The organism is Photorhabdus khanii NC19 (assembly GCF_000517265.1).
Taxonomy (GTDB): Bacteria; Pseudomonadota; Gammaproteobacteria; order Enterobacterales; family Enterobacteriaceae; genus Photorhabdus; species Photorhabdus khanii.
On sequence record NZ_AYSJ01000002.1, the window covers coordinates 752314 to 776623 of the forward strand.

Annotated in this window: 20 protein-coding genes; 13 read left to right on the forward strand and 7 right to left on the reverse strand. The window is 43.7% G+C overall.

The genetic code is table 11. The features are described from left to right. Nucleotides 1-42 precede the first annotated feature (42 nt). A complete protein-coding gene (gene sixA, locus PTE_RS03435; RefSeq protein ID WP_036843196.1) occupies nt 43-525 on the forward strand; it encodes a phosphohistidine phosphatase SixA in 483 nt (160 codons plus the stop codon). Between the two features lie 4 nt (nt 526-529). Here sixA and smrB read toward each other — a convergent pair whose 3' ends face one another. Beyond that, nucleotides 530-1072: an endonuclease SmrB gene (smrB, locus tag PTE_RS03440; protein WP_036843197.1), complete on the reverse strand. Its 543-nt coding sequence runs from the start codon at nt 1070-1072 to the stop codon at nt 530-532. Nucleotides 1073-1308: 236 nt separating this feature from the next. On the opposite strand from smrB, the gene hutI reads away from it, so the two are divergent. The 11 genes from hutI to PTE_RS03495 all read left to right on the forward strand — a co-directional run bounded on the left by hutI (nt 1309) and on the right by PTE_RS03495 (nt 13663). Next, complete coding sequence (hutI, locus tag PTE_RS03445) at nt 1309-2568, forward strand: imidazolonepropionase (RefSeq protein ID WP_036843198.1); 1260 nt, start codon at nt 1309-1311, stop codon at nt 2566-2568. Continuing rightward, nucleotides 2565-3521, forward strand: a complete 957-nt coding sequence (gene hutG / locus PTE_RS03450; RefSeq protein WP_036843200.1) for a formimidoylglutamase — start codon at nt 2565-2567, stop codon at nt 3519-3521. Before hutI ends, hutG begins: the two co-directional genes overlap by 4 nt. 106 nt (nt 3522-3627) lie before the next feature. Beyond that, nucleotides 3628-4359 carry a histidine utilization transcriptional repressor HutC gene (gene hutC / locus PTE_RS03455; protein ID WP_036843201.1) on the forward strand — a complete coding sequence of 244 codons (732 nt, stop codon included), beginning with the start codon at nt 3628-3630 and terminating at the stop codon, nt 4357-4359. Nucleotides 4360-4891: 532 nt separating this feature from the next. Then, complete coding sequence (hutU, locus tag PTE_RS03460; protein ID WP_036843203.1) at nt 4892-6571, forward strand: urocanate hydratase; 1680 nt, start codon at nt 4892-4894, stop codon at nt 6569-6571. A gap of 8 nt (nt 6572-6579) precedes the next feature. Further along, nucleotides 6580-8124: a histidine ammonia-lyase gene (gene hutH, locus PTE_RS03465; RefSeq protein WP_036843205.1), complete on the forward strand. Its 1545-nt coding sequence runs from the start codon at nt 6580-6582 to the stop codon at nt 8122-8124. 85 nt (nt 8125-8209) lie between these two features. Then, a complete protein-coding gene (locus PTE_RS03470) occupies nt 8210-9607 on the forward strand; it encodes an amino acid permease (RefSeq protein ID WP_036843207.1) in 1398 nt (465 codons plus the stop codon). A 181-nt stretch (nt 9608-9788) separates the two neighbouring features. Beyond that, nucleotides 9789-10721, forward strand: a complete 933-nt coding sequence (gene prmB / locus PTE_RS03475) for a 50S ribosomal protein L3 N(5)-glutamine methyltransferase (RefSeq protein ID WP_036843208.1) — start codon at nt 9789-9791, stop codon at nt 10719-10721. Between the two features lie 94 nt (nt 10722-10815). Further along, on the forward strand, nt 10816-11901 hold the full coding sequence (gene aroC / locus PTE_RS03480; protein ID WP_036843209.1) for a chorismate synthase: 1086 nt from the start codon (nt 10816-10818) through the stop codon (nt 11899-11901). An 87-nt stretch (nt 11902-11988) separates the two neighbouring features. Further along, nucleotides 11989-12789, forward strand: coding sequence for a sulfite exporter TauE/SafE family protein (locus PTE_RS03485; RefSeq protein ID WP_036843210.1), 801 nt, complete (start codon nt 11989-11991; stop codon nt 12787-12789). 22 nt (nt 12790-12811) lie between these two features. After that, a complete protein-coding gene (locus PTE_RS03490) occupies nt 12812-13363 on the forward strand; it encodes an elongation factor P hydroxylase (protein ID WP_036843211.1) in 552 nt (183 codons plus the stop codon). A gap of 21 nt (nt 13364-13384) precedes the next feature. Next, nucleotides 13385-13663, forward strand: a complete 279-nt coding sequence (locus PTE_RS03495) for a YfcL family protein (RefSeq protein ID WP_036838273.1) — start codon at nt 13385-13387, stop codon at nt 13661-13663. A 161-nt stretch (nt 13664-13824) separates the two neighbouring features. On the opposite strand, the gene mnmC is transcribed toward PTE_RS03495, so the two are convergent. Both mnmC and PTE_RS22635 read right to left on the reverse strand, forming a co-directional pair. Continuing rightward, complete coding sequence (gene mnmC / locus PTE_RS03500; RefSeq protein WP_036843535.1) at nt 13825-15867, reverse strand: bifunctional tRNA (5-methylaminomethyl-2-thiouridine)(34)-methyltransferase MnmC2/FAD-dependent 5-carboxymethylaminomethyl-2-thiouridine(34) oxidoreductase MnmC1; 2043 nt, start codon at nt 15865-15867, stop codon at nt 13825-13827. 607 nt (nt 15868-16474) lie between these two features. Further along, on the reverse strand, nt 16475-17020 hold the full coding sequence (locus PTE_RS22635; RefSeq protein ID WP_051477120.1) for a hypothetical protein: 546 nt from the start codon (nt 17018-17020) through the stop codon (nt 16475-16477). 600 nt (nt 17021-17620) lie between these two features. Here PTE_RS22635 and fabB point away from each other — a divergent pair. After that, nucleotides 17621-18835 (forward strand): beta-ketoacyl-ACP synthase I, encoded by a 1215-nt coding sequence (gene fabB / locus PTE_RS03510; RefSeq protein WP_036843212.1) that lies wholly within the window; start codon nt 17621-17623, stop codon nt 18833-18835. A 459-nt stretch (nt 18836-19294) separates the two neighbouring features. Here fabB and PTE_RS03515 read toward each other — a convergent pair whose 3' ends face one another. From PTE_RS03515 to PTE_RS03530, 4 genes are all read right to left on the reverse strand, one after another. Then, on the reverse strand, nt 19295-20815 hold the full coding sequence (locus PTE_RS03515; protein ID WP_036843213.1) for a tripartite tricarboxylate transporter permease: 1521 nt from the start codon (nt 20813-20815) through the stop codon (nt 19295-19297). Between the two features lie 11 nt (nt 20816-20826). Then, nucleotides 20827-21258, reverse strand: coding sequence for a tripartite tricarboxylate transporter TctB family protein (locus tag PTE_RS03520; protein ID WP_036843214.1), 432 nt, complete (start codon nt 21256-21258; stop codon nt 20827-20829). 13 nt (nt 21259-21271) lie between these two features. After that, the gene (locus PTE_RS03525) at nt 21272-22252 is read right to left on the reverse strand and encodes a Bug family tripartite tricarboxylate transporter substrate binding protein (RefSeq protein ID WP_036843215.1); all 981 of its coding nucleotides are present in this window, start codon (nt 22250-22252) and stop codon (nt 21272-21274) included. 975 nt (nt 22253-23227) lie between these two features. Then, nucleotides 23228-24196 carry an IS30 family transposase gene (locus tag PTE_RS03530; protein WP_036843217.1) on the reverse strand — a complete coding sequence of 323 codons (969 nt, stop codon included), beginning with the start codon at nt 24194-24196 and terminating at the stop codon, nt 23228-23230. Nucleotides 24197-24310 lie beyond the last annotated feature (114 nt).

A 24310-nucleotide genomic window follows, 5' to 3' on the forward strand; every position in this document is an offset into this window, starting at 1 on the left:
TATCAGCAAGATAACTGCGCTAACTCATTCATACGGTGGATTATGCAAGTTTTTATTATGCGTCATGGCGACGCAGCTTTGGATGCAATCAGCGACGCAGCCCGGCAACTCACTCCTCGTGGTTGTAATGAATCACAAGAAATGGCTCGTTGGTTGGCACAACAGGAGCCTCAGATTGGTCTTGTATTGGTGAGTCCTTATATTCGCGCTGAGCAGACGTTACAGATTGTTCGCAAATCCTTATCATTACCGGATGGTGAAGACGTATTGCCAGGATTAACGCCATCAGGTGATGCGGCTACGGTTAGCAGTTATCTACAGGTTCTTGCTGAACAAGGATATAACGCTGTTTTGGTTGTCTCCCACTTACCGTTAGTCGGCTATTTGGTTGCTGAATTATGTCCGGCAGAAACACCACCGATGTTTGCAACGTCTGCAATCACATGTGTGGATTTAGACAACCAAACTGGCAAAGGAACTCTTATCTGGCAGGTCAGTCCGTCACAATTGGCAGCAAAGGCCTGATAATTCAGCGATATATGAGATCATCAAGTTCGACAAGTATCAATAATGAGGCGTTGCCACCCCATTCTTTCGGTGCTTGATGGAAGGCGATGATATCTGGGTGCTGGGCCAGCCATAGCGGGGTTTGCTGTTTGAGAATGTGTTTCCCGTGGCCGTGCATGACGCAGGCACAATAGACATGTTCCCGGCGGCAAGCCGCGATCAATGCTCCAATTTCCTGCTTGGCTTGCATTTGAGTGAGTCCGTGTAAATCAAGAAACAGTTCTGGTGAATAGTCACCTCGGCGTAGTTTTTTCAGTTCATAATGGCTTGCACCTTCCCTTACGTAACGGGTAGGGCCTTCTGTATCAAGGTTGGGCTGAAATTCATCAGAAAAATAGTAGCTTGCATCAATTTGCTCTTGCTGTATTCGCTCAGGGGCAATATGGCTGGTCTTTTTTCTTTCGGGAGGATGTAAGACGGTATCCTGATTCATGCGTTTGGTGCCTGCTACCGATTCTTTAAACAAGCTAATCTCTTCCTCGTTCAGGGAATATTTATTCTTCATCATTGCTCAGTTAATCAAACTATTTTGTGACAAGTGTACTGCATCTTTTTAACGATTGAACCTGATTATATTAAATGAAACCTGATTTTACTTGGTTTGTGGCCTAAAAATGCTGATAAGAAAGTGTATCCGGGTAGTCAGCAAAATAATTTGACAATTATTGTTGGTTGGAAAATAAATGTATATACAACTAATAGCCTGACTGATCAGGTACTGATGAATACAGGATGCTAATCATGGCAATAGAACTGCGTGATACTGATGTCATCTGGCGTAATGCAAGATTGGCAACAATGGACCCTTCTATCAATGCAGCTTACGGATTATTAAAAGAACATGATCTTCTGGTGCGTAATGACAAGATTTTAGCGATTTTGCCCACAGCAACATTACAGACAAGCCGCTGTCAGGTAATTGATGCCCAACAACGTCTGATTACCCCAGGTTTAATCGATTGCCACACCCACTTGGTTTTTGGTGGTAACCGGGCTTATGAATGGGAACAGCGTTTAAACGGTATGTCTTATGCTGAACTCAGTGCTCAGGGTGGGGGGATCAATGCGACAGTTTCTGCGACTCGAACCAGCTCTCTTGAGCAACTTGAACACCCTGCACAGCAGCGTCTTGCTGCATTTATGGCCGAAGGCGTAACGACTATTGAGATTAAATCGGGTTATGGATTAAATCTGGAAAACGAAGAAAAGCTGTTGCAGGTCGCACAAAACCTGGCGCAGCATAATCCGATAGAAATTAGCCCGACATTGCTTGCCGCTCATACTTGCCCGCCTGAATATAAGCATAATCCTGATGCCTATATAAATCTGATTTGTGAAGTCATCCTGCCGCAGCTTTGGAAGAAAAAGCTGTTCGAAGCCGTAGATGTTTTTTGTGAAAGCGTGGGGTTTAATCTGGCACAAACCGAACGGCTCTTTCAGGAGGCTGAACGCTGGAATATTCCAGTAAAAGGACATGTGGAACAACTGTCCAATTTAGGCGGGAGTGAACTAGTCGCCCGTTATCATGGCCTTTCCGTTGATCACATTGAATATCTGGATCAGGCGGGAGTAGAGGCTCTCAGCCGTAGTGGTACGGTAGCTGTTCTGCTCCCTGGTGCTTTCTACTTTTTGCAGGAAACACAACGTCCACCTATCGATTTATTACGGCAATTTAATGTACCGATAGCAATATCTACGGATTTTAATCCTGGAACCAGCCCGTTTGCTTCCCTGCGTATGGCGATGAATATGGCATGTGTCCAATTTGGATTAACTCCGGAAGAGGCGTGGTTAGGTGTAACCCGACATGCAGCTCGTGCATTAGGCCGGGAAAAGCATCACGGACAGTTGCGCGCAGGTGCTTACGCCGATTTTATTGTCTGGGATGCAGAAAATCTCGTTGATATTTTCTATGAATTTGGCTGTAACCCATTGAATATTCGGGTATTTCGTGGAGCTATTACACATTCCAGCATACAGCAGATAAGGAACAGCAAATGAATTTATGGCACGCGACTTCACCGACTATTTGGCAAGGACGAAATGATTTGTCAGAAGCGGATAATGCACTACGGCTTTTTCAAACAGTTAAATTGTCCCCGTATTTTACGCCGGAAGAATTTCCTCACGCTATTGCGCTGTTAGGGTTTGAATGTGATGAAGGGGTAAAACTCAATCAGGGTAGGCCAGGTGCCAATCAAGGTCCTGATTATTTGCGTAAAGCATTGGCCAATATGGCCAGCCATAAAGGGCATGACAGATTGGTGGACTTGGGAAGTATTCGCGCTAATCCCAATCAATTGAGTGAGGCTCAACAAGCCCTGGCTGATGCAATTACCCAATGCCAGCATCAGAATGTGCGTACCCTAGTGTTGGGTGGTGGGCATGAAACCGCTTTTGCCCATGGTGTTGGAATTTATGATGCTTTCCCACATCAACGCATAGGTATTATTAACTTCGATGCTCATCTCGACTTACGGCGATCGCCGCAGCCGACTTCCGGCACACCCTTTCGTCAGCTTGCTGAATATTGTCAACAACACCAACGCCAGTTTCACTACACTTGTGTTGGCGCAAGTTTGGCGTCTAATACCCAGGCATTGGTAGATGAAGCCAACCGCTTAAACGTTACGATTATCTGGGATAATCAATGTAACGAAACCATGCTAGACAAAGTGCAGCGGCAGATACAAGATACACTCCAACAAGTTGATTTGATTTATATGACAATCGATCTCGATGTATTGCCTGCTTATCAGATGCCGGCAGTCTCTGCGCCGGCGGCACTGGGGCTACCATTGGAGTGTCTTTTGCAATTGATTCAACCAATCTGCCAGAGTGGTAAATTACAGGCGGCTGATTTGGTTGAACTCAATCCAACATTTGATATTCAAGGAATCGGAGGAAAGGCAGCAGCACGCCTTGCTTGGCAATTAGCACATTGGTGGTATTGATTATCTAAAATAACAATATTATTGTGCGGTTTTATTTGGCAAAAATAGCCTGATAAAGTGAATATAATTAATCGCTTAGCATTTTTATAGCAGCAAGGAATTTATTGTGACGACACACTTATCAGGACCATTTGCCAAACCTGTCCCTCTGTATGCCAAAGTGAAACAGTCCATCATCGAAAAAATCTATACCGGTGAATGGAAATCAAATGATCGTGTTCCATCAGAAGCTGAGTTAGTTAAACAGTTTAACTGTAGCCGTATGACTGCCAACCGTGCGTTACGTGAGTTGACCGCTGAAGGGTTATTAGTGCGGCTACAAGGGGTGGGATCGTTTGTCGCTGAACCGAAAGGACAATCCGCACTGTTCGAAATTCACAGCATTGCTGATGAGATCTCAGCCCGTTCTCATCAGCATCGTTGTAAAATAATCAAGTTATCAGAGCTGAATGCTGACGTAAAACAGGCTGTTGAATTGGATATTATCGCGGGTACGCCGATTTACCAGTCGATTATTATCCATTATGAAAACGATATCCCTGTTCAGATAGAAGATCGTTACGTCAATGCTCAAGCGGTTCCCGATTATTTGCAACAAGACTTCACAAAACTTACGCCACACGATTATTTGTCAATCATTGCACCGTTAACGGAAGGTGAACACATCGTGGAAGCCATTGCCGGCGATCCCCGATCCTGCAAGTTACTGCAAATTGAATCGGGTACCCCTTGTTTATTAATCAGCCGCCGAACCTGGTCGACTCATTACACCGTTTCCAGTGCTAGGCTGTTATTTCCCGGAAATCGGTATAAATTGAAAGGGCGTTTCAGCTCATAGTCACTGTTTTTAAAAGAAAACTATTGTATCAATTTATCCTTGATAGAGAGTTAAACCTATCGACGTATTTGTATCGCGGTTTCGGGTGATTTCCTTACTGACAACGGATTGTTTTTTGGAAGCTCTGTCAGATAATGCACAGTATGGGCAATTTCCAAATTTGCTGTGACGCCTCTCAGAAGAGCACCATTCATATCAAAAACATGTCATATTTTCATATATATGCACATTTCCTGATAATACATTTTGTACTTTGATTCTAAACTGGGTCGCACTTAGACAAGATCTTTCCCTACGTAAACTATATTTTTGTAAAATTAATGTAAATAATTTGTGATTATAAACACAAAAATAACAAAAACATTACTCCTTGATAATCAGAAAGAAATAATGTTAACAAATTGATTTATAAGAAAATAAAGATAATAAGTTCATAAATATATTATTTTGGCTAACGATTTGGTCTATTGAATAGACATGTATATACAACTATACATTTAACAAATATCCAAAGAGCAAAAGGAGTCAGACCGTGACCGCCCAGAATAATAAATTTCGTAATGTCGATATCCGGGCACCCAGAGGGACGCAACTTACAGCCAAAAGCTGGTTAACCGAAGCGCCTCTGCGCATGTTAATGAATAATCTTGATCCAGAAGTTGCTGAAAACTCGCATGAACTGGTGGTATATGGGGGCATTGGTCGGGCTGCCCGAAACTGGGAATGTTATGACAAGATTGTTGAAACACTGAAAAAACTGGAAGACGACGAAACGTTGTTAATCCAATCGGGTAAACCGGTTGGGGTGTTTAAAACGCATAAAAATTCACCACGGGTACTGATTGCGAATTCGAATCTGATACCGCATTGGGCCACCTGGGAACATTTTAACGAGTTGGATGCGAAAGGATTGGCTATGTACGGTCAGATGACTGCCGGTAGCTGGATCTACATTGGTAGCCAGGGGATTGTTCAAGGCACCTATGAAACGTTCGTGGAAGCTGGTCGTCAGCATTACAACGATAATTTACAGGGGCGTTGGGTGTTAACCGCCGGTTTAGGTGGTATGGGGGGAGCGCAACCGCTGGCTGCAACATTGGCCGGAGCATGTTCTCTGAATATTGAATGTCAGCAAAGCAGGATCGATTTCCGCCTGCGTACTCGTTATATCGATGAACAAGCTAAGGATCTGGACGACGCACTGGCCCGGATCGAAAAATACACTCAGGAAGGTAAAGCCATCTCTATCGCACTGTGCGGTAACGCTGCTGAAATTTTGCCGGAATTAGTTCGTCGTGGTGTGCGCCCGGATTTTGTCACTGATCAGACAAGCGCACATGATCCTCTCAACGGTTATCTGCCGAAAAACTGGAGCTGGGAAGAATATCGCCAGCGGGTGATTTCAGAACCGGCGGATGTTATCCAGGCAGCGAAATCTTCAATGGCGGAGCATGTCAAGGCGATGTTGTCTTTTCAGAAACAGGGAATTCCTGTTTTTGATTACGGCAACAATATTCGCCAAATGGCGTATGAAGTTGGTGTAGAAAATGCCTTTGATTTCCCTGGTTTTGTTCCTGCCTATATTCGTCCGTTATTTTGCCGTGGTATCGGGCCTTTCCGTTGGGTAGCACTTTCTGGCGATCCACAGGATATCTACAAAACTGACGCCAAAGTTAAAGAATTGCTCCCTGATGATACACATTTACATCGCTGGTTGGATATGGCCAGAGAACGCATCAGTTTTCAGGGATTACCTGCCCGTATCTGCTGGGTTGGTTTAGGCGAACGCGCCAAACTGGGGTTAGCTTTTAACGAAATGGTACGCAGCGGTGAGCTTTCTGCGCCGATTGTTATTGGGCGTGATCATCTGGATTCCGGTTCTGTCGCCAGCCCGAACCGGGAAACAGAATCCATGTGTGATGGTTCTGACGCCGTTTCGGACTGGCCGTTGTTGAATGCCTTACTTAACACCGCCAGCGGCGCGACCTGGGTTTCTCTGCATCATGGCGGCGGCGTCGGAATGGGCTTCTCACAACATGCAGGTATGGTGATCGTTTGTGATGGAACTGATGAAGCCGCAGAACGTATAGCCAGGGTGCTGCATAACGATCCGGCTACCGGAGTTATGCGTCATGCCGATGCCGGTTATGAAATTGCTATTCATTGTGCTAAAGAGCACGGATTAGATTTGCCTATGATCAATACAAAATAAGGAACATTATGAAACAGTTAACTCTCTACCCAGGCAAATTGACCCTTGATGAACTGCGTCAGGTTTATCTGCAACCCATAAAAATAACGCTGGATAGCCAGATTTTTCCGGCTATTGAACACAGCGTGGCATGTGTTAATGCTATTCTTGCTGAAAAACGCATCGCGTATGGAATTAATACCGGATTCGGACTATTAGCCAGTACCCGGATTGAGGAAAATAATTTAGAAAAACTGCAACATTCGCTTGTCGTGTCTCATGCCGCCGGAATAGGTGAAGCGCTGGACGATAACATGACCCGGTTGATCATGGTATTGAAAATCAACAGCCTCTCCCGTGGTTACTCAGGCATTCGTCTGGAAGTCATTCAGGCGTTGGTCGCTTTAGTTAATGCGGAAGTTTATCCCTGTATTCCTTGTAAAGGATCTGTCGGCGCATCAGGTGATTTAGCACCGTTGGCACATATGAGTCTGTTATTACTTGGGGAAGGGCAGGCGCGTTATCAGGGTGAATGGTTGTCAGCCAAAGACGCTCTGGCAAAAGCCAATTTACAACCTATCACATTGGCGGCCAAAGAGGGTTTAGCGTTGCTTAATGGAACTCAAGTCTCCACCGCTTTTGCGTTGCGTGGATTATTTGAGGCAGAAGATTTGTTGGCGGCAGCTATAGTTTGCGGCTCTTTGTCCGTAGAAGCGGCGTTGGGTTCTCGCAAACCATTTGATGCCCGCGTGCATGAGGTTCGTGGGCAACAGGGGCAGATTGACGTAGCTGCATTGTATCGTCATGTATTGGAAGAGAGCAGTGAACTATCAGATTCCCATATGGATTGTCCAAAGGTACAAGATCCTTACTCATTACGTTGTCAGCCACAAGTCATGGGAGCTTGCCTGACTCAGCTCCGTCATGCTGCCGATGTTATTCTGACGGAAGCTAATGCTGTATCTGATAATCCATTGGTATTTGCTGAACAGGGTGAGGTGATTTCAGGTGGTAATTTCCATGCTGAACCCGTTGCAATGGCGTCTGACAACCTGGCTCTGGCATTAGCGGAAATCGGTGCATTGTCAGAACGACGTATTGCGTTGTTGATGGATTCACATATGTCACAGCTTCCGCCTTTCCTGGTTGAGAACGGTGGTGTGAATTCCGGTTTTATGATTGCACAAGTAACGGCAGCGGCTCTTGCCAGTGAAAATAAAGCGTTAGCCCATCCCGCGAGTGTTGACAGTTTACCGACTTCGGCCAATCAGGAAGATCACGTATCAATGGCTCCGGCTGCCGGGCGTCGTTTGTGGGAGATGGCAGAAAATACCCGGGGTATTCTGGCAATTGAATGGTTATCCGCCTGTCAGGGAATAGACTTCCGAAATGGCCTGAAAAGCAGTCCGATTTTGGAAAAAGCGCGTCATATTTTGCGGGAAAAGGTAGATTATTACGATCAGGATCGTTTTTTTGCGCCAGATATTGCTGCTGCGGTACAACTATTGGTTGAGCAACACCTTTCCTCACTACTTCCTGCTGGACAGATATTACAGACTAAAAATAACCGTTAAATAAACCGAGGGCCGGCTTCTGTCCGGCCTGATCGTTGCAGTTATCTTTCATAAAACCCGATAATAAAAGATAAGAGGGTAAATCATGCAAGCCACATTACACCTAGAACGAGGACTCAACGCTCGCCATATTCGGTTTATGGCGTTGGGTTCTGCGATTGGCACCGGTCTTTTTTATGGTTCTGCTGAAGCAATAAAAATGGCAGGTCCGGCGGTATTATTAGCTTATTTAGTGGGCGGTGCCGCTGTCTTTATGGTTATGCGCGCTCTGGGAGAAATGGCGGTCCACGAACCGGACGCCGGTTCTTTTGCCAGTTACGCCCATCAATATTTAGGCCCGTTACCGGGGTTTATTACGGGTTGGACTTACACTTTCGAAATGATAATAGTCTGTCTGGCTGATGTAACGGCTTTCGGTATTTATATGGGGCTATGGTATCCGGAAGTGCCGCGTTGGATATGGGTACTCAGTATTATTTTCATTATTGGCGCGCTGAATCTTTGTAAAGTCAAAGTATTTGGCGAAATGGAGTTCTGGCTGTCAATTCTGAAAGTTGCGGCGATCAGTGCCATGATTATTGCTGGGGCTGGCATTATTCTGTTTGGTTTCAGCGGCCATTTTCAGGCGACAGGCGTTCAAAATCTGTGGCAACACGGCGGATTTATGCCTAATGGATTTGGCGGCATCATTGAGTCTCTGGCAGTCGTTATGTTTGCTTTCGGTGGTATTGAAATCATTGGTATAACATCCAGTGAAGCTAAAAATCCGGCGAAAATGATCCCGCAAGCAATCAACTCTATCCCGGTCCGTATCCTGCTATTTTATGTACTGACTATTTTTGTATTAATGGCAATTTACCCCTGGAGCAGCATCGGTCAGGAGGGCAGTCCATTTGTCGCTATATTTCAGGGATTGGGAATTAATTCGGCGGCGAATATACTGAATATTATCGTGATCACGGCGGCAATTTCGGCTATTAACAGCGATATTTTTGGTGCGGGTCGGATGATGTATGGTATGGCGGAGAAAGGACTAGCGCATAAAAAATTTATGAAACTAAGCCGCAACGGCGTGCCTTGGGTGACCATCATGGTGATGACATTGGCATTGCTGTGTGCTGTTGTCCTTAATTACTTACTCCCTAAACAGGTGTTTGTCATCATTGCTTCGATTGCCACTTTTGCCACGGTATGGGTCTGGTTAATGATTTTGCTTTCTCAGTTTGCTATGCGCAGAAAGATCTCACCGGAAGAAGCACAAAAATTAAAATTTCCAGTACCGATGTGGCCTGTTGCACCGATTCTGACTATCGTGTTTATGATATTTATTATTGCTGTTCTGAGTTACTTCCCAGCGACACGAATTGCGTTTTATGTAGGAGGCGTATGGATCCTGCTGTTAACTGCGGCCTATTATTTATGGATACGGAACAACATAACCTCCGTTAGCCCCGATCTGCCAATAGAACGTCATATTAAATAATATAGAGAAACCGTTTTGTCAGCCGGTTGAATAAGACGGTTTCCGCAGAAAATTGGTCAAAAATCTGCAATAAAACATCAGCGCCATCCTTTTATTGTAATTAGCCTGACATGAAAGCTGATTTGTCTCAGTGATCGTGGCAAACTAACAGGTCAATGAATTTACGGGGTTGGAGGGGCTTTTGGACAAGGTTTTTATCGATGAGGCAGTGGCTGAATTATATACCATTCAGGATATGTTGCGCTGGTCTGTCAGCCGGTTTAATGCGGCGAATATTTATTACGGACACGGTACAGATAATCCTTGGGATGAAGCTCTGCAGCTGGTTCTTCCATCGCTGTTTCTGCCACTGGATATTCCACAGGAAATGATGACGGCACGGCTGACATCAACTGAACGTCATCGTATTGTCGAACGGGTTCTTCGCCGTATTAATGATCGTATTCCTGTTGCTTATTTGACTAACAGAGCGTGGTTCTGTGGTCATGAATTTTATGTTGATGAACGGGTTCTGGTTCCACGCTCACCGATTGGTGAACTGATTAATAATGAATTTTCAGGACTGATCTCTGATGAACCAGCCAATATCCTTGATCTCTGTACAGGTAGCGGTTGTATTGCCATCGCCTGTGCATATGCTTTCCCGGAAGCGGAGATAGATGCGGTGGATATTTCCGCTGATGTATTGGCAGTGACTGAACAAAATATTCAGAATCACAACCTTGAGCATCGGGTAATTCCTATTCGTTCCGATCTGTTCCGCGATATGCCACCTGTTAAGTACGATCTTATCGTCACTAATCCGCCTTATGTCGATGCTGAGGACATGAGTGACTTGCCAGAAGAGTTCCGCCGTGAGCCTGAGTTGGGGCTGGCTGCGGGTTCCGATGGTTTAAAACTGGCACGCCGCATTCTTGCAACCGCTCCCGATTTTCTGACAGAACAGGGTGTGTTGATTTGTGAAGTTGGCAACAGCATGGTGCATTTGATTGAACAATATCCTGATGTGCCATTTACCTGGCTGGAATTTGAATATGGCGGAGACGGTGTATTTATGATGACACGTCAACAGCTTATCGAACATCACGAGCATTTTCGTTTATTTAAAGACTGATAGTGGGGTGGGTTGTCGCTGCGGTCATTAATACAGAACTTGCAGAGTTAAATATAGAGCTAAATAAAAGAACAATTAACAGGAAGGAACTGGGATGGCTGGAAATAGTATCGGGCAGTTTTTCCGGGTCACCACCTTTGGTGAATCTCACGGTTTGGCGTTGGGATGCATCGTCGATGGTGTGCCGCCGGGTATCACAATCACAGAAGCGGATTTGCAAATTGATTTAGACAGGCGCCGTCCGGGAACGTCCCGTTATACAACGCAGCGCCGTGAGCCGGATCAGGTTCGCATTCTTTCCGGTGTATTTGAAGGGGTAACGACCGGTACCAGTATCGGTTTACTGATTGAAAATACTGATCAACGTTCTCAAGATTACAGTGTGATCAAAGACGTGTTCCGTCCAGGACATGCTGATTACACTTATGAACAGAAATATGGTATCCGCGACTATCGTGGTGGTGGCCGTTCTTCTGCCCGTGAAACGGCAATGCGCGTTGCGGCAGGTGCGATAGCGAAAAAGTATTTGCTGGATAAGTATGGTATTCGTGTCCGTGCCTGTTTGAGTCAGATGGGTAATATCCATTGCGAATTAAAAGATTGGGAACAGGTGGAACAAAACCCATTTTTCAGCCCTGATGAAACCAAACTTGAACAACTTGATGCCCTGATGCGTGAGCTGAAAAAAGCGGGTGATTCTATTGGCGCGAAAGTGACGGTTGTGGCAGAAAATGTGCCAGCCGGATTGGGAGAACCCGTTTTCGACCGCCTTGATGCTGATATCGCTCATGCGCTGATGAGTATTAACGCAGTAAAAGGAGTTGAAATTGGTGAAGGTTTTGGCGTTATTAATCTGCGTGGCAGCGAAAACCGGGATGAAATTACGGCTCAGGGTTTCACCAGTAATCATGCGGGGGGAATTCTGGGGGGGATCAGCAGCAGCCAGCCAATTGTTGCTCATATTGCGTTGAAACCCACTTCCAGCATCATGGTGCCGGGTAAAACGATTAACCGTCAGGGTGAAGAGGTTGAAATGGTAACCCGTGGTCGCCATGATCCTTGTGTTGGTATCCGGGCGGTACCGATTGCAGAAGCCATGATGGCTATTGTTCTGATGGATCACCTGTTACGCCAGAGAGCACAGTGCGCGGATGTTGAATCCAGTCTTCCGCGTTGGTGATTAGGCTGATGAAGCTAGCCTTGAAATCCCGGATATTGAAATGGGTAGCTGGATACGGATAAGCGGTTTCTTTTGATGGGATAAAATATGGATTGGTTATTATCAGGGGCGGAAATTTATGGTCTGCTCTTTCTGGTTGCGATAATCGCTGGATTTATCGACTCGATTTCTGGCGGTGGCGGTTTACTGACCATCCCTGCGTTACTGTCAGTCGGCGTCTCGCCTGTGCAGGCGCTGGCGACAAACAAATTGCAGGCAGTGGGGGGGTCTTTCTCTGCCAGCCTCTATTTTGTCCGTTATGGTGCGGTTGATCTCAAGTCTCAGCGCTTTGCCATACTGATGACATTGCTTGGTTCAATGGCGGGAGCGATGATTGTCCAGTTTATCAAACCCGATTTTCTCCGCCAGCTATTACCGGTTCTGGTTATCGTTATTGGCCTTTACTTCTTGTTGACTCCAACGATAGGCAAGGAAGATTGCCATCGTCGTCTGGCTCCAGTGGCATTCGCCTGTCTTATCGGGGGTGGATTGGGTTTATACGATGGCGTATTTGGTCCCGGTGTTGGCTCATTTTATGCGTTAGCTTATGTTACCCTGTGCGGCTATAACCTGGCGAAATCCACCGCTCATGCGAAAGTACTGAACTTTGCTTCTAACATGGGGTCACTGGTGCTGTTTATCCTTGGTGGTCAGGTTTTGTGGATATTGGGTCTTGTTATGCTGGCAGGGCAGGTAATCGGTGCACGGCTGGGCGCACGTTTGGTTTTAACACATGGTCAAAAACTTATTCGCCCTATGATCGTGACTATCTCTTTTTTGATGAGTATTAAATTATTGAATGATAATCACGGAGATACGATCCGTACCTGGCTGGCGTTTTATTTCTGATTCAGGATTTTGTTTTTAATTCATGACAATGCATAACTATCAACAACTTATAGATATTTTTAATCGCTGTTTTGGTGATGAATACAATACACGTCTGGTAAAAGGTGATAACGAACCTATTTACTTGCCGGCAGATGAAGACATTCCTTATAACCAGATTGTATTTGCTCATGGCTTCTATGCCAGTGCGTTACATGAGATTGCCCATTGGTGCATTGCGGGTAAAGAGCGTCGGAAACGGGTGGATTTTGGCTATTGGTATTGCCCTGATGGGCGTGATGCACAGACGCAAAGTGAATTTGAGAAAGTAGAAATTAAGCCTCAGGCGCTTGATTGGATATTTTGTACCGCTGCGGGTTTTCCGTTCAATATCAGTTGTGACAACCTTGAAGGGGATTTTGAACCTGATAGGCTGGCTTTTCAGCGTAAAGTTCATGCTCAAATCATGAACTATTTAGCGCAGGGAATACCGGTAAGAGCGGAGTGCTTTATTCAGGGACTACAATCGTTCTACAATACGCCCCCATTGAAAGCGGAACATTTTCCTTACCCGGAAGATATATTCGCAGATTGAAATTGAATTTAAGGAAAGATGATGCTCGCTGAATTTGAAACGCGTATTCTGGCGCAAATTGATGATATGGTAGATCATGCCAGTGATGATGAATTATTTGCTGGTGGCTATCTCCGCGGGCATCTCACTTTGGCGGTGGCAGAATTGGAACAGGAAGGTGCTCATACCGCTGAACAGCTTCATGATCGTGTTGAAGAAAGTATCCAAAATGCGATTAAAGCAGGAGAATTGGCACCACCGGATCAGATTCTGGTTCTCCATACCTGGCAGCGCCTGCTGGATAATGCTAAAACTCAATGAATTGATTAAAGCAATAGGAAAAACGAACAGTTGTTGGGCTGGTAGGAATTGTCATCGGATATGTAATCAATAATCGCCAACAAATCAGCCCTGGCTGTTTCCTTCCATTCAAGAACGAGCACGAAGTTTCCTGTTAATCAATTCCTGAGCGGTACAATTCCTTATGGTTTTTCGGTTTTAACTTCGCGGCCTTTCAGTAGCTTTCTGATCCAAAAACGGTTTGGATGAAGGGCTGCCAGTGTTTCATTATCCAGTGGCAATGGTTCATCAAAGATTTGCCCTGCAAGGATTTCTGCACTGAGTGGGGCAGAGCATAACCCACGGGAACCTAATGCTCCAATAACAAACAGATTGGAATAACAGGAGGCATCTGCGACAGGGTTCCCTGTGCGGATTTTTTCTGATAGATCCTGATAATTTGCCATTATTTCATTGAGATTCGGCACATTTCCCACCATTGGCATATGGTCGCGAATAACACAGCGAATACCTTGGCGAGATTTTCCGGCAGAAATATCAACCTGATTTACCCATCCGGCATCAGGTAAACATTTTAGTAATCGATCACGATTCTCTTGTTGCTCTGTTTCAGAATATTCGTTATCAAGCCGATGGCGCTGATAACTGGCCCCGATACAGTGGTACTGATTGGTTGGATTAGCAGGTGTCAAATAGCCATCATAGCAAAGCACATTGTTCAATTTACTTAGCTCTGTTGTGGTTGGAATATGACTGACTTGACCACGAACGGCAGTAACCGGCAATTTTTCGGTTTGTTTAAACTGGGGCAGATGATGACCGTTGGCAATCACGACCGTTTTATGATGCGTGTTTAATCGTTGCCCTTGATGCATCAAATGCAGTTGCCAACCATTTTCGCTATGGTCAAGAGTGGTAATTTCATGATTGAAGAAACAGAGCATCCCTTGCTGTTGTGCTAATTCTGTTGCCGCTCTGGTCAATTCGGCCGGGCATAGCCACCCGCCTTGTGGATAGTGAATACCGTGGTGATTAATATCCAGTCCACATTCTTCACTCAATTGGTGGCGGTTCATACCAATAGCGATTTCATCCGGCCATTCTGTTGCCAGAATTTTTTCAATTTTCCTACGGCTTTTTTCATCATAAGCAAGTTGACTGACACCACACCATTGATGGTCAAAATGAATTCCCTGAGCTGATAGCTGATCATACTGACGGCGGGCAAAAGTAAATGCAGATGTAAAGAATTTTTCGAGCCCATTACTATTACCGTTAAGTAGCGGGTAGAGCGCTCCCTGACGATTACCGGATGCACCTTGTGCCGGAAATTCATCCTGACAATAAAGCGTAACTTGCGCGCCACGACTCAGTAGTGCAAGAGCGGTGAGAATACCGGCAATACCACCGCCGATAATCGCGATATCATTTGTGTGGCTTGCCGCTGGACGGGCAAACCACGGTGTGGGCAACGATTGAGATTTCTGTGTTGCCAGAACCCCGGTCAGCATTTCTCTTTTGCGACCAAATCCTTTTACTTTACTGACAGTAAAACCCGCTTGTTGTAAACCACGACGGACGATACCGGCAGAAGTGAAGGTGGCAAAAGTTCCTTCTGGGCGGGCAAATTGCGCCATTGCGGCAAACAGTTGTTCACTCCACATTTGTGGGTTTTTTGCAGGCGCGAAGCCATCTAAAAACCAGGCATCTATTTTACCGTAAAGGCTGGAATCCATTGTTGGCAACAGATCATTGACGTCACCAAACCATAAATCCAGTGTGACCGTTCCATTTGCCATAATTAGTCGGTGGCAGCCTGCCAACGGTTGAGGCCATTGCTGGCAGAGCTGTTGCGAAAAAATGCCAAGCTCAGGCCAGCGTTGATGGGCTGCCCGTAAGTCACAGGTTTTCAGTGGGTATTTCTCGAAACTAATGAAATGCAGACGTTTCAACGGGGCATCAGGATTTTGTTGCCGAAATGCATCAAATGATTGCCATAGTGTCAAAAAATTTAAGCCTGTTCCGAAGCCAGTTTCTGCTATGACACAGTTGGTACGGGAATGAGTGCGGAATCGTTGGGGAAAGTGGTTACCGTTAAGGAACACATAACGGGTTTCTTCCAGCCCATCCTGATTTGAAAAATAAACGTCGTCGAATTGAGCTGAAACCGGAGTACCCTGATCATTCCAACTCAGGGTTGCGGTACAGATGGCAGAGTTTTTCACGGTAATGCCTGCAATGTTACTGATAATCACGTGATTTTAGCGATGTTAAGCTTGATGTGCCACCTGACAGGAGAAGAATTGCCAGTAAAACAGTATCAGTAAAGATAAAAAGCGAATATGATTAATGTTGAAATGTAAAACACAATATACCATGATGATTAAACTTAATAAAACCAGGTGTTAAAAGTAGTGAAAATAACGGTTAAAACCTTATTATATTGATTGAAACCAGAGGTTAAAAAATGGCTTTTAATAATAGTTTAAAACCTGCCCATCATAAAATTCGGGATGGGATCCCACTTTGTGTTTACTCAACTATATTTAATTTATTTATCAGCGATTCTACACTCTGTTTATTTTACATTTAATTATCCTTCCATGACTATTTAAAATAACGAAAACAGAGATATTAAAGCTTTTATATAAAAAACGGAGGCGGATTTAACTATGAGTGCAGCTTTTTAAAATGACATTAATCAAAGTTCATTAACTACCAACATGAAATTGAAAACAAATCAATGAGAAAAAGAATATTGTCTGAAAAATTGCACCTTAATCAGTTAGTATCCAACTTTTGGGGTGCAGTTCAACAACGCGGGCTTTAAGTTTATAAGGGAATATAAAATTCACACAGCTTTTTAAATTCCTTTGATTGTGTTTCCTTTAAGTGTGAGGAAATCATATCAATCATTGATATTACTTTTCGCTTGGCGGCTGCTTTATCACCGTTTTTGCGATTGACTTCTTCAATATAAGATGAGCATAACTTACAAAATTCAGCTACTCTTTTTTTACGGATATTTGAATCCTTATCGATAAAATCGTAATGGTGGTGATTATTAGCCTGCTTTAGGTAATCTGAATTTGGTATAGGTACTCGTATGAATGTTTTTTCTGAATTTAATCCAGAAATATCCTTATTGTGTCTCTTGTATATAGACTCCAATAACCGCTGATTTTTGCTGGATATAATCATAATTAGCCCATAAAGTGTGATGAATGCTCCAATTAGGATATGGTTCTGTTGTGACAAAACCAGTCTAATATTGTTAATTTTGTTGCCGTATTGTGATGAAATATTTATATCCATATTAAAAGCCACTAATATCCATACAATACCAATGCTTAATAGAAGATAACCCAGTCCTCTCATTATTAACCCCCATAAAGTTAGTGGGTAGAAGTGCTCTAACTCACTTAGGTCTTACAATGAATCGACCATTTTTGTATGATATAATTACAATCATTTTATGTGTGAATAATGACTTTATTACTAATAAAGTCAGAAAATTTTCTATTTTAAAACGTTTGTTACTGTAAGTTTGGAGAATTTAAGTAATTCTCTTAGTAAGATAACATAAGGTTCGTATCTTTTCATAAAAATTCTATTCATGGTTATAGCGGCTATTATTAAACTCGTTTCTAATTATAAGAAAACGTAATAAAAATAATAGACATAGTTGTCTCTATATAAATTAAACTTTTAATCATTGATTTAGATACTTGATAAATTCAGGTGTTTTGCGTTGAGAGTCTGAAATTTATTGTCATCCATTGCTATCTGAATAGTTTCTGCCACGTTCTATGTAGGTTAGTTGTTGTTTTGACCAGAAAATATATTGGGATCTTTCGATGGATGAATTTTTCTTCGTAATTTTATCCTGATCGGACTTGTTCGGCGTACAAGTGTACGCTAAAGTGCTGTTAGATTGATAGAGATCCGGCAGAATAAACATATTTAATGAGGTATTTAATGAAGCGTGCAGTGATCACTGGATTGGGTATTGTCTCCAGCATTGGTAATAACCAGAAAGAAGTACAGGCATCTCTGAAAGAAGGCCGCTCCGGGATAACTTTTTCCGAAGAATTCAAAGAGATGAAAATGAGAAGTCACGTCTGGGGTAATGTAAAACTGGATACTACAGGGTTAATAGACCGAAAAATTCAGCGTTTCATGAGTGATGCTTCTGTTTATGCTTATCTGGCGATGGATGAAGCAATTAAAGATTCTGGCCTGACTGATGATCAGGTTTCTAATATTCGTAGTGGATTAGTTGTGGGTTCCGGTGGCGGTTCTCCACATAGCCAGGTGGCTGCCGCTGATGGTATGCGTTCTCGTGGTTTGCGTGGTGTGGGGCCTTATATGGTGACCCGTGCAATGGCTTCCGGTGTGTCAGCTTGCCTTGCAACCCCTTTTAAAATCAAAGGGGTAAACTACTCTATCAGTTCTGCTTGTTCTACCTCGGCTCATTGTATTGGTCATGCGGCTGAACTTATTCAGTTGGGAAAACAGGATGTTGTTTTTGCCGGCGGTGGTGAAGAGCTATGCTGGGAAATGAGTTGTGAATTTGATGCAATGGGTGCACTTTCAACGAAATATAACGAAACGCCTGAACAAGCTTCCCGTACTTATGATAAAAACCGTGATGGTTTTGTTATTGCCGGCGGTGGCGGTATCGTTGTTGTTGAAGAATTGGAGCATGCATTAGCACGCGGCGCACACATATACGCTGAAATTGTTGGGTATGGTGCAACATCTGATGGTGCAGATATGGTGGTTCCATCCGGTGAAGGGGCAGTTCGTTGCATGCATATGGCGTTGCAAGGTGTGAAAGGTTCTATTGACTATGTGAATACGCATGGTACTTCCACTCCGGCGGGGGATTTGAAAGAGTTAGAGGCTATCAGGGAAGTATTTGGTGATACAACACCTGCAATTTCTGCAACAAAAGCGATGACAGGCCATTCACTGGGTGCAGCCGGTGTACATGAAGCGATTTATAGCCTGCTGATGTTAGAACATAGTTTTATTGCACCGAGTATTAATATTGAAGATCTTGATGATAAAGCGGCGGGCATGAATATCATTACGAAACCTACCGAACAAAAGTTGAATACAGTAATGTCCAACAGCTTTGGTTTTGGTGGTACGAATGCTTCCTTGGTAATGAGCAAGTATTTGGGGTAATTCTCCTTATCAGGTTTGGACGGTGCTCAGACAAAAGCAATAACTTTTGGCGCATCTTAGGCGACCAGGGTGAGCGAAACGAGTCAACCTCGTGTACCAACAAGTACACTCCTGTTTCTGTGCACTGTCCGTATCGCCATTATTCTATTTCTTGAGCCTACTAATCACATACTCGGAAGAGAGTCCTTCAGAATATATGGGGTTGGAAAAGATTTAATTTTAAAATTTACCTACTTAAATAAGCAAGACAATAGAAATATTTTTATTGTATCGGCAATTGTTAATGATATTAATGCTCGGTATCATTTAGTGATTATTTAACGGTGAATCGAGAGTTTTAAATTATGGATTCGGTGAAAATTAAAGGCTCACAAAAGTTAATGTAATTTGAAGTGTGGTTTTATCTTTTCAGTAACAAAAACCCATAATTTTTCGATGATAATTATGGGCTTTTGTTTATTAGGCTTTAGTTTCAGTAACCATTTGCTGAATACGACGTTTACGGATGATGCGTAATAGTGGAGGAATAATCAGAACCAATACAGCCAATATCAATAAACTCTGAGCAATCGTGCTGTTCCACAGAATACCAAATTCTCCATTACTAATGGAAAGTGCGCGACGTAAGTTTTGTTCCAACATCTCTCCTAATACGAAACCGAGAATTAATGGCGACATGGGGAAATTCATTTTCCTTAGAATATAACCAAAAACGCCTAGACCTATCATCAACAGAAGATCGAATGTAGTACTGTGTACAGCATATACACCAACGGCCGAAACGGTAGCAATGGCAGGGACAAGGAACCATAACGGAATAGTTAACATTCGGGTGAACAGACCTATCATTGGGATATTCATGATGAGCAGGATAACGTTGGCAATCAGCAATGCTGCAATTAGTCCCCAAACAATATCCGGTTGCTCAGTAAACATTCCCGGACCCGGCGTAATGTTATAGAGCGTTAATGCACCCATCATAACGGCAGTAGTGCCTGAACCTGGAACTCCCAATGTTAGCATTGGAATAAAGGAGCCACAGGCCGAAGCGTTGTTAGCCGCTTCCGGTGCCGCAACGCCACGAATATCACCTTTACCAAATGAATCGCTATTTCCACTGATCTTTTTCTCGGTCATATAGGTAATTGCGCTGGCAATTGTTGCCCCTGCACCTGGCAAAATACCGACAAAGAAACCGATAAAAGATGACCTGATCGTTGGCATGGCGCATTCAGCCGCTTCCTTGCGGTTAAACAACAAACGGCCTGTTTTGCGGATAATAGTTTGGCCGGTTGATGTATTCTCTAGCATCAGCAGAATTTCGCTGACAGAGAACAGTCCTATTACTACAACGATAAACTGAATACCATCTGACAGATGAACGTTGTCGAAAGTAAAACGGTAAACCCCGGTGTTGGCGTCTACTCCGACAGTTGCCAGACCCAATCCTATCAGTGCCGCTAATAGTGATTTCAGCGGATTCTGACTCATCATGCTACCCAGACAGGCAATAGCAAAAACCATTAGTGCAAAATATTCAGCAGGGCCGAAAGCCAATGACCACTGCGCCAGTAATGGAGCAAACAAAATAATGCCGAAAATTGACAGCAAAGAACCACAGAAAGAACTGACCGCGGAAATAGATAACGCCACACCCGCCCGCCCTTGTTTAGCCATCGGATAACCATCCAATGCGGTCATAATGGCGGCGGCATCGCCGGGAACATTCAGCAGAATCGACGATATACGCCCACCATATTCACAGCCGATATAAACAGTTGCTAATAAGATCAGAGCCGATTCAGCAGGCAGTTTTAACGCGAAAGCCAGTGGCAGCAGAATAGCGACACCATTAATTGGCCCAAGCCCCGGTAACAGGCCAACAATCGTACCGACAAAACAGCCAATTAAAGCAATAATCAGATTTTGCGGCACCATTGCAACTTCAAAACCCTGACTGAGATACATCCAGGTTTCCATAAGATTCTCCGTCAGTTGAGCCAGTTGCCGAGAGGCAGGGTTACATCGAGTAAGCGGTCAAAGGCGAAGTAGAGCGTGACGCCAAGGAACACCCCGGAAATGATTGCGGCAGGCAGTGTCGCGTTAAATAACAGAGCGACACCGAATGTCAGCAGAGCGGTAGCCAGAGGAAAACCCAGCCATTCAAATGCCCAGCCATAAATAACCAAAGAGACAATCAGTATCATCAGGCGACGAATAACCGATGCGTCAGGCCAGTTGTTCTGTTCTGGTTTTTTGAAGAGCAGCAATAAAGCACAGAGAGCCATCAAAGACAGAATAATCATCGGAAAAGGTCTGGGCCCCAGGGGTTCATAAGTGTATTCACTTTGGATCCCCCAACCAATAACCATACCGATGGTACAGAGTACTAACCAGACAGCCGCGAAGATACGATCGCTCATGATAATTGCCCTGTTATTTGGCTAAGCCGAAAGCTTTGGCTTGTTCACGATACTGTTCAACCTGTTTTTTCACATAGCTGTCCAGTTCCTTGCCGGTCATATTGAATTCGAACAATCCACGGATATCACGCTGCTTTTTAAAAGCATCTGTTTGTTGTAATTTATTAAAAGTATCAACCCACCACTGATACGCTTCATCGGAGACTTTTGGTCCCATGTAAAATCCGCGGATAATCGGCCATACCAGGTCATAGCCTTGCTCTTTGGCGGTAGGGATATTGGCTAAATCACCTTCCAGCCGTTTATCGGCATAAACAGCCAAAACACGGATTTTGTCTCCATTCAGGTAAGGCACCATCTCGCTCAGATCGCCGGAGACAGCCTGAATATGATTACCCAGCAGAGCAGTGACCGGTTCACCACCTCCCTCAAAAGCGACGTAACGCATTTTGTGAGGATCAATACCAACCTCTTTTGCCAGCAGTGCTGTTTTCATCCAGTCTTGACTGCCGATAGAAGCGCCGGCACCAAACACAATGCTGGTGGGGTTATCTTTGAAAGCATTCATCAAATCATTCAAGGTTTTATAAGGAGAATCAGCACGGACAGCAATCATGCCAAAATCAGTGCCAACACTTGCCAGCCAGCGAACATCATTAACGTTGTAGCGGCCAAATTTTCCTTGAGACAAATTGAGCAAAGAGCCACCGGAAAAGGCAACGATAGTTCCCGCTTCAGCAGGCCGCTGTGCCACGATAGCGTTGTAAGCGACAGCACCAACACCGCCGGGCATAAAGGTGACACGTATAGGTTTACTGATCTCTTTCGTATCCAGTAACGAAACCTGTACCAGCTTGCAAGTCAGATCAAACCCGCCACCCGGTTTTGCCGGGGCAATACATTCAGTTCTGCTAGGGGCATCGGCAGCAAAAACACTGCTTGCGCTAAATAGTAAAACGGTTGCTGCTAATGTTTTGATTATTATAGTTTTCATTTAGTTGTTCCATTGATACCCGTGTAAGATATAGCCACCATAAAACAGGTCTGGTTGACTTAATTGATAATAACAAAACCTTTCATTTACCTTTCATTAACAAGAAAAGTTGTTGATATGTGATTTCAATCGCTTAATTTGCGTAGCGTTTCGCATTAATGAGTTAATAAATGGCGACAGACTTTCTTTTTTGTTTTGGTTTGTTGTAAGTTTCTCGTGGTGCTGATGTTGCTTTGTTTGGTGTTAGGCTGCTCAAAGAGAAATTGTTCGAAGGTGGTGTGGTTTTTGGTAAAAATAGCCGTAACTTGCGCCTAATGTGGATGAAGATATAAAGCAAAAATCCTAATCGAAACAGCCGCATTATAGGCGGCTGTTTAATGGCTTTACATCTTCATACTTAATTTAATTGATTGCTAGGAGCGCATAATTTCATCGATGTTAAGTGGTGCTGGATTTTGTCGGCAGCAAGGGCATGTCACGTAAGCTATTCCAGGGACACTATTTGAGTCAACTTGAGATTGGAAGAATTGCTTTAAACATTCCGTGTGCATTGGATGGCTTTCGGGGCTGCCGTGATTACAACTGAGTTGGTAAAAGGGCTTGTCGTTATTTTCTAAACAAATGGTACATTCTTGTGTTTCATCTGGCTCAATGTGTGGCATGTGACTTCTCCTATATGAGGGATTATTTCGCTTTTCTGGCTTAAATAGCGTTTCAAAACAGTAGATCACTCGAAAGGAACTTAATCTGGTTTTTGCGATCTGAATAATCGCAAAAAATCACAAATCACTCGTTGGACTGAGTTATGTTAATTATAGCACCTATATTCTGGAATGAATGGCGCTGAACGGTAAATAAAATGGGTTAAGTAAGATAGATTCTAAATGTCCGACTATTTTTCAGAATATTACAAGCAGTAATATAAATTGGGAAAATAGTTATGTTTGGTAGATTCACATAATAAGTGCAACATCGTTAATCTGGAAGTAAACATGTTCGTATTCCCTTAAATAATTCATTCGGTGTTTTCCCACCCCGTGTTTTCCGGGGGCGATTATTTAATCGGTTTACCACAAAATTTATTTCCTGATCAGAGATTTCATTAAAATCGGTTCCCTTTGGAAAGTATTGTCTGATTAACCCATTGATATTCTCATTGATCCCTCTTTCCCAAGGCGAATAAGGGTGAGCAAAGTAAATTTGGGTTTCTAATTTTTCACTGATGATTTCATGATCTGCGAACTCCAGACCGTTATCGAACGTGATGGTCTTAACCTTTTGTTTTAACGGAAATAATACTTTCACTGCCGCTTTCGCGACTTCTGAAGCTCGCTTGCTATCAAGTTTAACGATAATTGTATACAGCGTCTTGCGGTCAACCAATGTTAATAAGACACTTTTTTTTCCTTTCCCTATTATCGTATCTCCTTCCCAGTCGCCAATACGTTCTTTTTTATCAACAATTTCCGGGCGTTCATCAATACTGACCCGATTTTTAATTTTGCCTCTTCTTTCATAGCTACCATAACGNTTACGATAGGGTTTTCTGGCNATTCGCAGATGTTGCCATAAATCACCCCCCTCTATTTTATCTTTATAAATCAGTCTATAAATTGTCTCATGATGCAAAGATATCCCTTTATGTTGCTTTAAATAATCAGCCACCTGTTCAGGACTTAAGTCTTTCCAAATTAACCGTTTTATCCATTTTTTTACTTCCGGCGTTATTTTCACGGCTTTCTTAGCAAAATGACGACGAGCCAATACCTTCAAATGAGCCTGTTCAGGGCAGTATGTCTGGACTTCTTGATTTCTCTTCAATTCTCTGCTGATGGTCGACGGGCTTCGCTTAAGTGACTCAGCAATGAAACGCTGTGAAAAACCCGCTTTTTTTAAACTGGAAATCTGATATCTTTCTGTCTCGGTCAGTTGTGTATAGGCCATAGTGCATTTTCCTGTGGCGGGAAAGGTGCCTACTATAGCAACTGACCGCCTTTCTGAAAAATTGCACTTATTAGTCGAATCCGCCTTTGTAATTATATTAATCGATTAGATATT